Below are 15,635 nucleotides of genomic sequence, written 5' to 3' on the forward strand. Positions count from 1 at the left end.
TCGGAACCTGCTTTTTCATCGAGCGCTGCGTCTTCGGACTCTTCATGTTTCGCGCCTCGCTCCGATCAGATCGGCTGTATCAGACCGGCTTTGTGCAGAGCGTCCACCAGCTTGTCGACCATGTCCGACGGATAGTTGGCGCGTGCGAGCACCACGCGCGGATTGGCTGCGAATGCGGGGAACTCCTGCTCAATCTCCTGGATCAGAGTCTTTGCCAGTTCCTCGTTGCCGGCGCGGTCGGCGACGATCAAGCGGGCGGCGAGGTAATGGGACTTCTTCGTTGAAGCCAGGGCTTCGGTGGCGCGTGCGGCGCGCACCTCGTCGCCAGTCATGAACTTGGCAATGAACAGCCCGTAGTCCCACCAGCTCGGATGCGCGCTCGAAGCTTCGACTGCGCGCTCCATGATCGGCGCGCCGGTGGAGTAGTCGCCGGCAAAGATCAGCGCGTAGCCATAGGCTGCGGCCATGCTGAGATCGTAGGTGTTGAGCTCGTAGGCCTTGCGCATGAAGCGGATGGATTCGGAGGCGTCGCCGACGCGCGAATTCAGGAAGCCGTAGGCGCGGTGTGCGTAAGGGCTGGTCGGGCCGGCCAGAACTGCGCGATAGGCCATCGACAATGCCTGTTCGGCGCTCGGCTTGGGCGGGTAGGGGTGGCCGTCCGTGAGGGCCTTGAGGTGCAGTGACGCGAGCTCGGCAAAGATCAGCGGAGACTTGCCACCGCGGTCGGCCATGTCGGCGAAGCAGCGATAGGCGGCCTCGTGTTTTGCCGAGCTGGGGTCGAGGTAGTAGCGGTCGTTGAGAATGAGGCAGTTGACTAGGCCGGAGCCGAGCTTGTTCTGTTCGATAAAGCCGTAGATCGCGCCCGAAGCAGGAATAGTCGAGCTGAGCAGGTTGGCGATGCGATCGTCGAGCGTTTGCGTGTCGAGATCGCTGGGCAGGAGCACGCGAGACACCAGCACCTTGCCGGTGGCGCTGTTGGTGAGATTGATCGCGACGGTTCCCTCGGCCGGGCCCGGAGCCACCTCGAATACGAATTGCAACGGATCGACGGCGGCATTCATCCGTGGGTTCGGTTCGCGTGCGATCAGGTCGACGGTGTCGAAGCCGGACAGCGCAATCCGCATCACGGCGGCAACGCGAACGACATTGTCGTCCTTCGCTTCGGCCCTCACATAGACGGGCGGCATTGCCAGGGCTGCCGGCGAAAGCGTTTCGCCGAAGCTCGCTGAAACTTCCGTCGGGTCGGTGACGTCGCTGACCGTCACGGGCGTCAGGATGCGCATGATCACGAAGCCCAGCATCGTGATGACGACCAGCATGGTTGCCCAGAAAAACTGCAGGTGCCGCCGCATCATCTGCGCCTCTGCGCCTAGCGATGAGGCCGGTGCCTCCGCCGGCTGCGCCTGCGGAGGCAGTGCGATTTCGTCCGGACCGGCTGCGGTTAGGGGCGGAGCCTTGGTTGCGCCGACGATTTCGTAGCTCGGAATATAGCTGCCGCGCGGGATGCTGATGCGGAGCGGCTCGGAAGCGCCCTCGGTGGCGAAATACTGGGCGAGCAGTTCGCGCAGGCGTCCGGCCTGCACGCGTACGACAGCATCGGCGGAGGAATCGAAGTCGGCGTCGCGGCCGAACACGTCCACGGCAATGGTAAAGCCCTTGAGGCGCTCGGCCTGGCCGGCCCGTTCCTGCTCGACCAGGTAGCGCAGCAATTTGCGAGCACGTTCGGAACGCCCAAAGGTCCTGCTAGCTAGGACTCTCTCCAGCGTATCGAGCACTGCGGGGGCAGCAGGCTTGTTGTGCAGCAAGCGTCGGACCTTTCGAGAGCGGCGCCCAGGAAGGCCCGATCATAACGCTCCAGCGGTCCTGCACAAGCAGTCAACGCCCGATTGTCAACAAGCCCAGCTCTCTATTCGAGAGCCGGGCCTGATACGGTTAACAGCGTATTGCTTAGCCGACAATGTGATTGGCGGCGGAAATCACGGCCTCGAGCGAGGCGGCCACGATGTTGGTATTGATGCCGACGCCGAAGGCGCGACCGCCCGGATGCTCGATCTCCATGTAGCAGACCGCCGAGGCGTTCGAGCCGCGCTGGATCGAGTGCTCGGAATAGTCGAGCACCGAGAGCGGCACGCCGATATGGCGCGACAGCGCGTCGACGAAGCCGTCGACTGGGCCGTTGCCGGTGCCGCTGATGGTCACTTCCTTGCCGTTGTCGACGATGGTCGCCTCCACCACGCGCTGGGCCTTGTTGGCCGTGTCGGGATAGGTGTGGTGATCGACGAACTTCAGCCGCGCGCCGGGCTGTTCCACATAGCGCTCGATGAAGCGCTCGTGGATGCGCTTGGGTGAGACTTCCTTGCCTTCCGCATCGGTGATCGCCTGGATGTCCTGGCTGAACTCGACCTGCAGGCTGCGCGGGAGGTTGAGGCCATAATCGGCCTGCAGCACATAGGCGATGCCGCCCTTGCCGGACTGCGAGTTGATGCGAATGATCGCCTCGTAGGAACGGCCGACGTCCTGCGGGTCGATCGGCAGATAGGGCACTTCCCACAGGGTCTTGTTGGAAGTCTTGATCGCCTTCATGCCCTTGTTGATCGCATCCTGGTGCGAGCCCGAGAAGGCCGTGTAGACCAGTTCGCCCACGTAAGGGTGACGCTCGGCGATCTTCAGCTGGTTGCAGTATTCGTAGACGTCCTTCATCCGGTTGATGTCGGAGCAGTCCAGCTCGGGATCGACGCCCTGCGTGTACATGTTCAGCGCCAGATTGACGATGTCGACATTGCCGGTGCGCTCGCCATTGCCGAACAGCGTGCCCTCGACGCGGTCGGCGCCGGCCATCAGCGCCAGCTCGGTGGCGGCGACGCCCGTGCCGCGGTCATTGTGCGGATGCAGCGAAATGATCAGGTTCTCGCGGTTGTCGAGGTGGCGGATCATCCACTCGATGCGGTCGGCATAGGTGTTGGGCGTTGCCATCTCGACAGTCGACGGCAAATTGAGGATCAGCTTGTTTTCCGGCGTCGGCTTTACGATCTCGGCCACTGCGTTGCAGATCTCCAGCGCCACTTCCAACTCGGTGCCGGTGAAGCTCTCCGGCGAATACTGGAAGCGATAGCCGCCGCCGGCCTTGGCCGCCATGTCGGTGATCATCTTGGCGGCGTCGGTGGCGATCTGCTTGATGCCGGCAACGTCCTTGGCGAAGACGACGCGGCGCTGCAACTCGCTGGTGGAGTTGTAGAAATGCACGATCGGCCGATGCGCGCCCTGGAGCGCTTCAAAGGTACGAGTGATCAGTTCCGGCCGGCACTGCACCAGCACCTGCAAGGACACGTCCTCGGGCACGTTGCCTTCCTCGATGCACCAGCGGTTGAAGTCAAAATCGGTCTGAGAGGCGGACGGAAAGCCGACTTCGATCTCCTTGAAGCCCATGTCGAGCAGCAGCTTGAACATGCGCACCTTGCGGTCGTGGCCCATCGGATCGACGAGGGACTGGTTACCGTCGCGCAGGTCGACCGAGCACCAGATCGGCGCCTTGTCGATGGTCTTCGATGGCCAGGTGCGGTCGCGCAGATCGATCTTCGGATAGGGCTCGTATTTGAGGCCGGCGCCCGGCATTCCGTGGTGGCCGGATACGACGGGTTCTGAAGTCATCTTGTTCATTCTCGATCTCGTTCTCTCTGCCGCCATGCGCAAAAGCGCTTCGTCAGGCGGTCTTAAACCAGAATTTCAGTTCGGTTGTGAAGAGCAAAAGGAGCATCTGCCTGGCGGCAATTTCGACCGCCGGACGCTCCTTCAACGAGCCCGGCGATCGCCGATAAGGCCGAGAAGAAGAAGCGTAGCCGAAAGAGCGCGCGCGGTCTCGGCCGCGAAAGCGGTCGGACGGGCAGCGGGCTTGTTCGGACGCGAGGTCATGCCGGGTTTCATATAGGAGCCGCGCTGCGGTTGCAAGGGGTGAGGGATGGTGGACGAAGCCACCAAAGGCAAGGATTTGGCTTTTCGAACGACGAACGCCCGGAGCCATAGCGGAGGGCAGGTCTGCGATCCGCCCTCGTGGTTCGAGGCTCGCCCTGCGGGCTCACACCTCACCATGAGGGCTACCGTTGGCGCCTGCGACTCCCGAGGTTGACGCTGGCTCCGGCCCTCCGCTATGGCTCCGGGCGTTCGTCATTCGAAAAGCCAAATCGTTGGCTTTTCGTCCGCTTCGCGGACCACTCCTCACCCTCGCTCATTCTGAGGTGCTCGCCCACAGGGCGAGCCTCGAAGAACGCACCTATTCACCGCCACGCCCGGTTTTCACCGTCTGGCTATTGTCAAAGAACTGGGAAGACGGGCGGTCGGGAAACGCGCTCGTTTAAGTAAATCTGCGGTCTCCGCGACCGCCCGTTCGATGCGCTTGCCTGGGTTTGTTCGCCTCCGCATTCGCGCGGCCAGCCACACCCTGGGCCCGGACTTGGGGGTTCATCACCCAGCAGCGCTACCGTCACGCCACCAGCCCGGACATCGTCGCCCTCCACGCTCATCCGGTTCATGACCCGTGTTCCCGGTGAGGCCGATGCAGGCATTATGCGGGAGGTGGCAAAGTGGGGGATGAAAGAGGCGTCTGTTTTCTGTCGAGGCCAATGGTTTCAATGGCTTGGCGCTAGTCAGCCTCCGAATTAATCCACCTTTCAATCCGTCAGTGAGGTTCTTCGCGCTGGCTACAAACATCGGTGACCGTCGGCTCTCTCCGACACGCATTGGATGAAGCCCGGTTCGGGTCTATTTTGACGGCCTCGGACGAGGGCAGGCAGCGATGAAGATGACCTTCGGATTGGCGCTGTTCAGCATTGTCGGAACGCTGGTCTTTCTGGGCCTGGCGATCCTGGGGAAGGGCGGCTTTGCCGCCTTCTTTAGCAATCCCGCACTAGTTGCGCTGACGGTGGTGACGTTCGTGATGAGCGGGGTCGCGCTTTTCACGCAAGGAAATCTGAGCTCGGGTGAGCGCGAGGATCGTGGCAACCGTTGGGTGCTCGTCGCCTTCGGGTTGCTCAGCGTGGCCGCCGGCTATCTGCCGGCCTATACCGACCGGATCGGCTTCTGGACCATAGACGGCGAGGCCGTGCGCTGGCTGGGCGTGGTGCTGTTCGCCCTGGGCGGGGCGCTGCGCCTGTGGCCGGTCTTCGTGCTGGGGCGCAGGTTCAGCGGGCTGGTCGCCATCCAGCATGACCACAAGCTGGTGACGACGGGCGTCTATCGCATCGTCCGCAACCCGAGCTATCTCGGCATGCTGGTCAGTTCCTTGGGATGGGCGCTGGCGTTTCGCTCAGGTGTCGGCGTGATCCTGGTACTGTTGCTGATACCTCCGCTGATTGCACGCATCCGCGCCGAGGAGACGCTGCTGCGGAGCCAGTTCGGGGCCGAATACGACGCCTATTTTGCCCGAACCTGGCGGCTCGTGCCGGGGATTTATTGAGGCGTCCGCCTCACTCCTTCACCAGCCGTGCCACGAGCCGTGCGACCGAGGGGCCAAAAATCAGCACGAACAGGAAGCGCGCGGTCTGCAGCGCCATGATGAAGGATAGGTTCACATTGCTGGAGGCGGCGGCGATGATCGCCACCGAATCCATACCGCCGGGGCTGGTCGCCAGATAGGCGGTGAGCGGATCGACGCCGAGATAGTGGCTGAGCACCCAGGCCAATCCGCCGCAGAAGATCATCAGCGACAGGATCGACATGATGATCTGCGGCAGGGCGCGCGTGGCGTGGATGAGGATGCTGCGCGTGAAATTCAGCCCGATGGTCCAGCCGATCAGCGCGTAGCTGATGGCCAGGAGCCACTGCGGCAGCTGGAAGGTGACAAGGCCGCCGAGATGCAGCGCCACGCCCAGGATCATGCTGCCGAGGAAGAAGGGCGAGGGCAGGCGCAGCAAGCGGCCGGCAAGGCCGCCGACGACCGCGACGCCGATGGTCGACAGGAAGGGCACCCATTGGATGGCAGGAAACCAGGGCACGTGCGGCAGCTCGACGCCTGATGTGTCGACCCAGAGCCGGGCGATGACGGCTGCGGTGACCGAAACGAAGATGACGCGCAGATACTGCATGAAGGCCACGAGCCGCGCGTCCGCGCCGAAGGCGCCGGCCATCAGCACCATGGCGGTGGAGGCGCCGGGCGCGGTGCCCCAGACCGCGGTGGTGCCCGGCAAAATCTTCCAGCGGCTGATCAGCCAGCCGAGAAAGCTCGAGGCCAGCAGCGTGGCCAGAACCGCGCCGACGAAGAGCGGCCAGTCATGCGCGAAGGAAACGAAGATCTCGAATTCGATGGAGGAGGCGACGAGGCAGCCGATGACGGCCTGCGCGGAGAAGAAGATCGGGCGCGGCAGGCGCACGGTGGCGCCGTTGATGCCGGCGACGATCGCCGCAATCATCGGGCCGATCAGAAGTGCTGCGGGCAGGTTGGCGAGTTCGAGGGCGCCTGCCAGGACGGCGGAAAGCAGGAGGATAAAACCCCATTGCAGACCGGGCGCCAGGCCGGACATCGGCTCCGAGGCGGTGGGTTGCGCTGGCGTTTCCATAGATGCTCCGTGCTTCGGCCGGGCGGGATGGCTTCTCGTCCGGCGCGCGGCCTCGCGGCCGCCATGACGGCGCATCCCGGCGGGACGCGAAGTCGCCCCTCCTTACGCGATTCCTTGCGTCAGGCGAACGGCATCGCGGTGCGGCCCGATCACGATTTCGGGTTCCGCGCTATGGCCTGACATAGGCGTAGCCCTGCGATTGCAGTTCGGCGAGCTTCACCACGCCACCGGTGTCGGCGGCGGCAAAACCCGGCAGTAGGTCGGTGAGCATCATCCCCATCGACATCATGGTGTTGGCGCAGGCGAAGGGGGACAAGCCGTCCTTGACCAGGCCTGCAAAACGGTCGGACAGGCCGGACGACAGGCCCTCTCCGCGGAAGGCGGCCAATGCCGGTCCATGCACCACCAGCGCGATTTCGACCTGACCGTCGAGGCCGGTGTAATGGTTGCGGATGTTGCCGAGCACGAAGCCGACCTTTTCCAGGTCGGCCAGGTGATAGGCGACCTTGGGCACGGGTGGCGGAGTATCCGGTGGCGCCGCATTTGCCTGGCGCAATCCGACAAAAACGCCGGCGCCGGCCAGTATTGCGCGAAACATTTCCCTGCGACGCATGAAAACCTCCCTTCGCCCAAAAGCGGAAGCGGCGCAAATTGCGCGCACCGCGCATTTTTTCTAGCATGAAACGGCTCGATGGTTAGTCCGACCTTGGGAGGTGCTCGTGTCGTTTTGCAGGGCAATGGCATGTACTGCGTTTGTCTGCGCGCTGACCGCATCCCTCGCGGGCGGTGCGGCTTTCGCCCAGGATGCGCCGCGGCTGAGCGCGCTCAGCCCGGACGGCAAGGATGCCTGCTTCGGCCGGGTCTATGACGCGGCGCATATGCAGTCGCATCCGGCGCAGAAGGTGGGGCGGATCTTTTTGCTCTATGGCCGCGATCCGGTGAGCCGGCCGAACGAGGAGCCTGGCAGCGAGGCGTCGGGTGCGGGCTACAATGCCTATCTGACGACGACCGTGCGCGGGGCGAAAAGGCCGGACTGGGTCGGCGGCTGGTGCGCCGAGGGCGGCGAGGACGGGACGATCCGCTGCGGCATGGAATGCGACCGCACCCTGGGCCGGCTGAAGGCCGACGGCAAGGGCAGCATTATCCTTTCCCAGCTGCCGCGCGACCTCTATCTCGACGCGGCCGCGACGGAGCAATTGAGCAAGGCCGAGTATGAGCGGCAGGCGCTGGGCACGGATGACGACAATTTCCGGCTCGACCCGCAGCCGCTCGAGATGTGCAAAGCCGAATTCGCGCAGATCGATCAGCCAGACCAGGCTCTGGGCGAGCCGCTGCGCAAGCGGCTGAAGCCGAACGAGCCCTTCTGCTTCGGCACCGACTACGATGCCGCCCATCTCGATCAGCATCCGGACCAGCAGGTGACGTCGATCAGGCTGTCGCGCGGACCGATCGAGATTGCCGCCAATGCGCATGGCAAGCAGGAATGGCCGGAGGGCGCGGCGGTCTCGGTGTCGGTGACGACGCGGGAGGGCGATGGCGCGGTGCAGCAGCGTTACAGTTGCTCGCCCGAAGGCGATCAGTGGCGCTGCACCTCCAAGGCTTCGGCCGATGCCGGCTGCAGCATGCTGACGCGGGAGGTCTTCCTGCGCCGGGGCGCCGAGGACACGATCACGCTCGCCAATCCCAGCGACGGGTTGCCGAGCCTCGACCTGTGTTCCAAGCTCGACATGACCGGTTCGGACGACAAGGTGTTCAAGCTGAGCCCGATGGCGCTTTCGGAATGCGGGCTCGCAAAGCCTGAAAAGTACGAGTGAACCTAGCCTTCGGCTCAGGCGAACGGGACCGCCACCGTGCCCTTGGGCAGCTTGGCCTCGTCGTCCGGCTCGACATGGATGGTGACGCGCACCGAGGGGATTTCGGCCTTCAGCGCGTCCTCGATGCGGTCGCAGATGACATGGCTGTCGCCCACGCTCATCCCGGCGTCGACCACCAGATGGAACTCGATGAAGACGGCGCGGCCGGCAATGCGCGTCTTGAGGTCGTGCACTTCCAGCGCGCCCTTGGAGTTGGACGAGATGATGTCGCGGATGCGCAGCGTCTCCTCGTGGTCGACTGCGACGTCCATCAAGCCCTGCAGCGAGGCGCCGATGACGTGCCAGCCCTGCCAGAGAATGTTGAGCGCGACGATGACGGCCAGCGCCAGGTCGAGGAAGTGCCAGCCGGTGACGACCGCCGCAATCAGGCCTATGATGACGCCGACCGAGGTGACGACGTCGGTCATGATGTGCTGGCCGTCGGCGAGCAGGGCGGGCGAGCGGTGCCGCCGGCCGGTGCGGATCAGAAGCAGCGCCCAGACCGCATTGATGACCGCCGCGCCCCCGTTGATGGCAAGGCCGAGCCAGGGCTGTTCTATCGGACGCGGCTCCTGCCAGGCGAACCACACCTCGCGCAGGATGAGCAGTGCCGCCAGAACGATGAGCACGCCCTCGAGCACGGCGGAAAAATACTCGGCCTTGTGATGGCCGTAGGGGTGGTCCTGGTCGGCCGGCTTGTGGCTGACGCGGATGGCCCAGAGCGCGGCGGCCGAGGCGATGACGTTGACCACCGATTCCAGCGCGTCGGAGTAGAGGGCCACCGAGCCCGTCAGGTGATAGGCGAGGTATTTCAGCCCCATGACGCCGAAAGCGAACACGATCGACCAGGCGGCCAGTCGCTCGATCCTCTGCTTGGATGTCAGGGTGCGCTTCGCTTCGTTCATCAGTCGGCCTACCGCCAAATAAATCGAGGCATGGTTGCCGCCTTTGACAGCCACCATGCCTCATTAAGTCAATTGTGGGTGCGGGTCGACCCCGCGTGGGTCTAAAGCGCGTCGCGATCTTTCAGATTCGCTCCTTGCGCTTTAGGTCTTTTGTCTGCGCATGTCGTTGTCGCAAAACCGCTACGCACTTTTGCGCGACTTGCTTCAAGCGGCCTTTTCCTTGGCCTTGCGCGGCAGGTGGGCCACCACATTCTCGATCATGCGCATGCCGGCATTCTGGCCGAGCGTCATAATCGATTCGGGATGGAACTGCACCGCCGCGATAGGCTCATTCTTGTGCTCGAAGGCCATGATCACGCCGTCATCCGTCTCCGCGGTAACGACGAAATCCGGCGGAAGGCGGGCCGGATCGGCAAAGATCGAATGGTAGCGGCCGACCGTGACCTCCGTGGGCAGGCCCGAGAAGATGATGCCGGGTTGCGAGACGCGGATGCGCGAAGGCTTGCCGTGCATCGGCACATGCAGATGCCGCAACTCGCCACCATAGGCTTCGGCAAGCGCCTGAAGACCGAGGCAGACGCCGAAGATCGGCAGGTCGCGCGAGCGCGCCTTCCTGATCGTGGCGGCGGTGTCGAAATCCTTCGGCATGCCGGGTCCGGGCGACAGTACGACGAGGTCGGGTTGCAGGCGGTCGAACAGTTCCTCCGGCACCGGCGCGCGTACCGTCGACACGTCCGCGCCCGTCTGGCGGAAATAGTTGGCCAGCGTGTGAACGAACGAGTCCTCGTGGTCGACGAGCAGGATTTTCACCCCGTCGCCGACGCGGTCGGACTGGCGTTCGGTGGCGGCTGCGTTGCCGGCCTTGGCGTCGCGGATGGCGGAGAGCATGGCGGATGCTTTCAGTTCGGTTTCGGCTTCTTCTTCTTCCGGGATGGAATCGAACAGCAGTGTAGCACCGGCGCGCACCTCGGCGATCCCGTCCTTTATGCGTATCGTGCGCAAGGTAAGGCCCGTGTTGAGGTCGCCGTTGAAGTGCACCATGCCGATGGCCCCGCCATACCAGGCGCGCGGGCTCTTTTCATTCTTTTCGATGAAGCGCATGGCCCAGAGTTTCGGCGCCCCGGTGACGGTGACGGCCCAGGCGTGGCTGAGGAAGGCGTCGAAGGCGTCCATGCCCTCGCGCAGGCGGCCTTCGATGTGGTCGACGGTGTGGATGAGCCGCGAATACATCTCGATCTGGCGCCGGCCGATGACGCGCACCGAGCCCGGCTCGCAGACGCGGGACTTGTCGTTGCGGTCGACGTCGGAGCACATGGTTAGCTCGGACTCGTCCTTCTTGGAGTTGAGCAGCTTTATGATCTGCTCGGCATCGGCGATGGCGTCGTCGCCGCGCTTGATGGTGCCCGAGATGGGGCAGGTCTCGACACGGCGGCCAACGACGCGCACGAACATTTCGGGCGAGGCGCCGACCAGATATTCACCTTCGCCGAGATTGATGAAGAACGAATAGGGGGAGGGATTTATCCGCTTCAGCCGGCGCGAGATTTCCGACGGCGCTGTCTCGCAGCGCTCATAGAACATCTGGCCGGGCACGACTTCGAACAGGTCGCCGCGCTCGAAGCTTTCCTTCGCCTTCTCGACGATCTTTGAATATTCGCCAGGCTCGTGGTCGCCGCGCGGCGGGATGCGGTCGGACGGCCGGAAGGGCTCGATGTCGCCGTAGCGCGGCAGGCCTTCGGTAGAAAAACCTTCGCCGGAGTAGTCGTAGCGGTCGTGCCAGGCTTTGGCGGCGTGGTGGTCGACCACCAGGATTTCGTCGGGCAGGTAGAGCACCAGGTCGCGCTGGCTCTCGGCCCGCTTCAGCGTGTGCTCGACGGGGTCGAACTGAAAGGCGAGGTCGTAGCCGAAAGCGCCGTAGAGACCGAGATTGCTGTCATGCTCGCTGCGGAACAGGGCGGTGATGGCACGCAGCACGGTGAAGACGGAAGGCGCGCGCGAGCGCTCTTCCTCGGTGAAGACACGGCCGGGCTTGGCCACTTCGAGCGTAATCAGCCGCTTGGTCTCGCCGGTGATCTCGACCTCCGGCAGCGCCTTGACCGCCGGGGCAATCACCAAAAGCAGCGCCTCGCCGCGCGCGTTCAGCGCCTCGATGCGCATGGCGCGGCCGCGCGCGCTGATGGCAACCGGCGGGTCGATGATGGCGGTGTCCCAACGGGTGTAGCGGCCGGGATATTCGTAGTTGGAGGAGAAGACCGCACCGCGCCGCGTGTTCAGCCCGTCAATATAGGCTTCAATCGCATCGCCGTAGGTTGCGTCATGACGTTGGCGGGTGACGGCTATGCCACCCGCGGTGACGTAGCGTTCCGAACCATCTTCCAGGGTTTCGACCGACATTCCCGTTTCCTTCCCATTTATCGGCAGGCGGACCCGGAAAGCCCTATAAAAAACGAAAGGCCGCCCGGACTTCTCCTGCGGCCACCAAGTTTTTCACGCGCACGCGCTCACGAGGCCGCTTTTAGCAGGCCCACCACCACAGCGTCGTGTGCGAAATCGTCGTCATGGCATTTTACATAGCGGCGAACCGGCGGGTCGGCAAGAGGATTCCACGCGCTCAGGTGGTGCTGCGCAGCGGATCGGCATAGCCGAGCGCAGCACTGCTCCGGTCGAGCCGGGCCGAGACGAGCGCCACGCCAAGCGCGATCACCGCCGTGGCCGTGCCGACCAGCGGCAGGTACTGGTAGGAAACGCCGAACGAGATCGCCAGGCCGCCGAACCAGGCGCCGGCGGCATTGCCCATGTTGAAGGCGCCCTGGTTGAGGGTCGAGGCAAGGTTGGGCGCCTCCGATGCCGTCTCGACCACGCGCATCTGCATGGGCGGCACGATGACGAAGGTGAGCACGCCCCAGAGGAAAATGGTGGCGATCATCGCCGCCGGGATGTCGGCGATCTTGACCATGACCATAAACATCAGCGCCAAAAGGGTCAGCGTGCCGAGCACGGTGGGCATCAGCTTCCAGTCGGCCAACTTGCCGCCGATGATGTTGCCGACGGTCATGCCGGCGCCGAACAAGAGAAGCACCCAGGTGACGGCAGCGATGGAAATGCCGGTGACGTCGGTGAGGATCGGCTTGATATAGGTGAAGACAGCAAAGAGGCTGGCCGACGCCAGCGCCGAGATGATCATGGCGAGCCACACCTGCAGCTTGCCCAGCACCTTCACCTCGCTGGCGATGCCGCCAGCGCTGGGCGGGGCGACGCCCGAAGGAACCAGCCAGGCGATGGCCGCGACCGAAAGGAGGCCAATGCCCACCACCGCATAGAAGGTGGAGCGCCAGCCGAAGGCCTCGCCGAGCGCGGTGCCGCCCGGCACGCCGAGGATGTTGGCCAGCGTCAGGCCCGCGAACATCAGGGCAATGGCGCTGGCGCGCTTGTTGACCGGCACCAGGCTTGCCGCCACCACCGAGCCGATGCCGAAGAAGGCGCCGTGGCCCAGGGCGGTGACGACGCGCGCGGCCATCAGCAGCCAGTAGTTCGGCGCGATCGCGCAGAGAAGGTTGCCCACCACGAAGAGCGAGGCCAGCCCGATGAGGACCGATTTGCGCGACAGATGCGCGGTGCCGATGGCGATCACCGGGGCGCCGAAGACGACGCCCAGCGCATAGCCGGTGACGAGCAAGCCTGCGGCAGGAATGGAAACGCCGAGATCCGCCGCCATTTCCGGCAGCAGGCCCATGATCACGAATTCGGTGGTGCCGATGCAGAAGGATGCCACGGCAAGAGCGAGAATGGGCAAGGGCATTGATTATCCGGCAAATAAAACGATTGAAATGCGATTCTCGAGCAATCCGCGGATGCGGACAAGTGCCTATGCCGCAATGCAGCAATGCATTTCAAGAGGGATCGGCCGGGCCCGGAAAATGGACGGCAAGGCGCCGCGTGAACGGCGCCTTGCCCATTTGAAACGGATCAGTCCTGCTTGAGGAAGCGCTTGAAGACGTAGCCTTCCTTGCCGTTGTAGGAGATCTTGCACCAGCCCTTGCAGCTGATGACCTCGACTGAGGCCTTGGCGGGAAGCACGGTCACCACGTCTGAGTTGTTATCCTCGCTGGCGCGCATCTTCACGCCCATCGTGGTGACGGCGCTGCCGGCGGTCGGCGTCGGGGTCGGGGCCGCCTTGGCGGGCTTGGGCTTCGCCGGCTTGGCGTGCGCGATGCCGGCGGTCGTCGAGGAATCCGGCTTGGCGGCTCGCGGCTCGGGCTGGTCGGCAGCGGCACCCGCCTGGTCCGAAGACGGGTCGGCCGCAGCCTGGTCCGGCTGCGAGGGCGAGGCATCGGCGGTTGCCGCCGCACCCGTCCAGCGAGAATCATTGCTCTCAAGCAGATTTGTCGCCGGGGCCGGGGGAGGCGGCGATGCCTCCTGCGGCATCATCGACGTGCCGGCACTCGACGGAGCGGACGACGGTGCGTCGGCGGCTGCCTGGACCGGCGGGGCCGCATTTTCCGACGTTGAAGGCGTTGCGGGCTCATCCGCCTGAGGCGCGGCTGCCGTGGGCTGCTCGGCCTGGGGTGCCGGGGCGGCGGCTTGCGCCTGCGGTGCCTCCGCAACCTGCTGCGTTTCAGGTGCGGCTTCGGCGGCCGGCGCGGCAGGTTCGGCCGTGGCGACCGCGGCCGAATCCTCACGCTGCGGGTCGGACATCATGGTCATGCCGATGCCGACCAGGATCGCGATGCCGGCGACGCTCGCCGCGCCGATCGCCCAGCGGCGCGGGGTGATGTTGCCGAGCCAGGCGGTCCTGTCGGTGATCACGCGCGTGGCCTTCACCGCCGTCTCCGTGGCCCCCAGCGCCCTGTCGAGGAAGGACGGAGGCGTGAGCTTCGGTTTATCGGGAGCTGGCTCGATGTGGGAGGAATCCCAGTCGTAGCGGTGCGGGGCGGCGGCATCGTCGGCCGCGAGATCCTGAGGAGGCGTCTGTGGCTGGCTGCGCGGAAGCTCAGTACGGGGCGCCTGCGGCAGGTTATGGGCCAGCTGCGCAGCCGGGGTCGCTGCGGGACGAGGCGGAATCGGCGCCTGCGTGCCGGGAGCCGCCGCGGCGGGGCGCTGCGGGAGATGTGCCTGCGGACGCGGAGCGTCAGCACGCGGGGCCTGCGGCTGCGGGCGAGCCGCGTCTGCACGAGGCGCCTGCGGCTGGGCAGATGGCTGCCGAAGCTGCGGCGCTGCTACGGCCGGGGATGCGCTAATGGGGCGCTGCGGGAAAGGCGGCTGCGGGCGAGCGGCGTCTGCACGCGGCGCCTGCGGCTGCGGGGATGGCTGCCGGAGCTGCGGCGCCGGCGCCGCCGGGGATGCGCCGATGGGGCGCTGCGGGAAGGGCGGCAGGGGGCGCGGCGCTTCTGCGCGAGGCGCCTGCTGTTCGGGACGCGTGCTTTCGGCACGCAGGGCCTGCGGCTGCGCCGAAAGCGTCTGCATGACCACGGAAGTCATCGCGGGACGCGGCGACAGAGGCTGGTATGATTGCTGCTGTGCGGCCGGGGCGACCGGCGGCGTGCTCTGGTTGGCGGGCGATGGGAGCGGGCGGCTGAGCGCGGCCGCAAGCGGGCGCTGCTCGGCCTGCCCGGTCGGTGCCGCTTCGGGCGTCGGCTGGCTGGTCGAATTCGAGACGCTCAGCCAGAGCTCTTCCTCGAGCGAGCCTGCGTCATTGGGGGCATCAGCGAGTCTGGTAGCTTTCAAAGGGGTGTACTCCACGCACAAAACTTGCCTGGAACAACCGACGCGTACCTAATCGTATTCGCTAGAAATTCCATGCTGCGAAACAAGGTGCGCTTGCTATTCGGCAAGTTCCCCCGCACCCACGTGGCCTGCACCTTCATCGGCAATTGTGGCCTTACTACGCCCGCCTTCCGGCGATCATTGGGAATTACGCCGGCCAAGAGCCGCTTGCCGGCATATTGGAACGATTTTGCGCACCCTCGGCGCGTCAGCTTTGCAAGGCCGACGCACCGCCATGCAAAAAGAAACGCCGCGCGGAGGTGTCCGCGCGGCGCTGATGGTGTTGGTGGCGGCGGGCCGCGGCCCGCGGCGCCCGGCTTAGAACAGGCCCTCGATCTGGCCGTGCTCGTTGAGGAAGATCTTCTCCGACGACGGCACCTTGGGCAGGCCGGGCATGGTCATGATCTCGCCGCAGATGGCGACGACGAAGCCGGCGCCGGCCGACAGCCGGACCTCGCGCACCGGCACCGTGTGGCCGACAGGCGCACCGCGCAGATTGGGGTCGGTCGAGAACGAGTACTGGGTCTTGGCCATGCACACCGGCAGGTGGCCGTAGCCCTGCGCCT

12 protein-coding genes are annotated in these 15,635 nt (G+C 65.1%); 3 read left to right on the plus strand and 9 right to left on the minus strand.

Features of this window, described 5'->3' with window-relative positions:
- Positions 1-65: 65 nt before the first annotated feature.
- Positions 66-1,709, minus strand: coding sequence for a tetratricopeptide repeat protein (locus C7I85_RS28065; RefSeq protein ID WP_245445140.1), 1,644 nt, complete (start codon positions 1,707-1,709; stop codon positions 66-68).
- 238 nt (positions 1,710-1,947) lie between these two features.
- On the minus strand, positions 1,948-3,612 hold the full coding sequence (leuA, locus tag C7I85_RS28070) for a 2-isopropylmalate synthase (RefSeq protein WP_181257429.1): 1,665 nt from the start codon (positions 3,610-3,612) through the stop codon (positions 1,948-1,950).
- A 1,177-nt stretch (positions 3,613-4,789) separates the two neighbouring features.
- Here leuA and C7I85_RS28080 point away from each other — a divergent pair.
- The gene (locus C7I85_RS28080; RefSeq protein ID WP_106727305.1) at positions 4,790-5,449 is read left to right on the plus strand and encodes a methyltransferase family protein; all 660 of its coding nucleotides are present in this window, start codon (positions 4,790-4,792) and stop codon (positions 5,447-5,449) included.
- Between the two features lie 10 nt (positions 5,450-5,459).
- On the opposite strand, the gene C7I85_RS28085 is transcribed toward C7I85_RS28080, so the two are convergent.
- Positions 5,460-6,548, minus strand: coding sequence for an AbrB family transcriptional regulator (locus C7I85_RS28085; RefSeq protein WP_245445141.1), 1,089 nt, complete (start codon positions 6,546-6,548; stop codon positions 5,460-5,462).
- 169 nt (positions 6,549-6,717) lie between these two features.
- Entirely contained in the window at positions 6,718-7,161 is a 444-nt protein-coding gene (locus C7I85_RS28090) for a DsrE family protein (protein WP_106727306.1), read from the minus strand.
- A 124-nt stretch (positions 7,162-7,285) separates the two neighbouring features.
- On the opposite strand from C7I85_RS28090, the gene C7I85_RS28095 reads away from it, so the two are divergent.
- Positions 7,286-8,362 (plus strand): hypothetical protein, encoded by a 1,077-nt coding sequence (locus C7I85_RS28095; protein WP_106727307.1) that lies wholly within the window; start codon positions 7,286-7,288, stop codon positions 8,360-8,362.
- 14 nt (positions 8,363-8,376) lie between these two features.
- On the opposite strand, the gene C7I85_RS28100 is transcribed toward C7I85_RS28095, so the two are convergent.
- The 3 genes from C7I85_RS28100 to C7I85_RS28110 all read right to left on the minus strand — a co-directional run bounded on the left by C7I85_RS28100 (position 8,377) and on the right by C7I85_RS28110 (position 13,105).
- Positions 8,377-9,306 (minus strand): cation diffusion facilitator family transporter, encoded by a 930-nt coding sequence (locus C7I85_RS28100; RefSeq protein WP_106727312.1) that lies wholly within the window; start codon positions 9,304-9,306, stop codon positions 8,377-8,379.
- Positions 9,307-9,510: 204 nt separating this feature from the next.
- Positions 9,511-11,700 (minus strand): anthranilate synthase, encoded by a 2,190-nt coding sequence (locus C7I85_RS28105; RefSeq protein WP_106727308.1) that lies wholly within the window; start codon positions 11,698-11,700, stop codon positions 9,511-9,513.
- Positions 11,701-11,917: 217 nt separating this feature from the next.
- Positions 11,918-13,105: an MFS transporter gene (locus C7I85_RS28110; RefSeq protein WP_106727309.1), complete on the minus strand. Its 1,188-nt coding sequence runs from the start codon at positions 13,103-13,105 to the stop codon at positions 11,918-11,920.
- Here C7I85_RS28110 and C7I85_RS30740 point away from each other — a divergent pair.
- Positions 13,092-13,286: a hypothetical protein gene (locus C7I85_RS30740; RefSeq protein ID WP_146148991.1), complete on the plus strand. Its 195-nt coding sequence runs from the start codon at positions 13,092-13,094 to the stop codon at positions 13,284-13,286. The genes C7I85_RS28110 and C7I85_RS30740 overlap by 14 nt on opposite strands.
- On the opposite strand, the gene C7I85_RS28115 is transcribed toward C7I85_RS30740, so the two are convergent.
- Both C7I85_RS28115 and C7I85_RS28120 read right to left on the minus strand, forming a co-directional pair.
- Positions 13,273-15,030, minus strand: a complete 1,758-nt coding sequence (locus C7I85_RS28115; protein WP_106727310.1) for an SH3 domain-containing protein — start codon at positions 15,028-15,030, stop codon at positions 13,273-13,275. The two genes, C7I85_RS30740 and C7I85_RS28115, sit on opposite strands and share 14 nt — an antisense overlap.
- 357 nt (positions 15,031-15,387) lie before the next feature.
- Positions 15,388-15,635: formate--tetrahydrofolate ligase (locus C7I85_RS28120; protein ID WP_146148992.1), on the minus strand; the 248-nt coding region annotated here is incomplete at its 5' end.

The sequence above is a fragment of the Pseudaminobacter soli (ex Li et al. 2025) genome (assembly GCF_003012705.1).
GTDB classification, from domain to species: Bacteria; Pseudomonadota; Alphaproteobacteria; order Rhizobiales; family Rhizobiaceae; genus Pseudaminobacter; species Pseudaminobacter soli.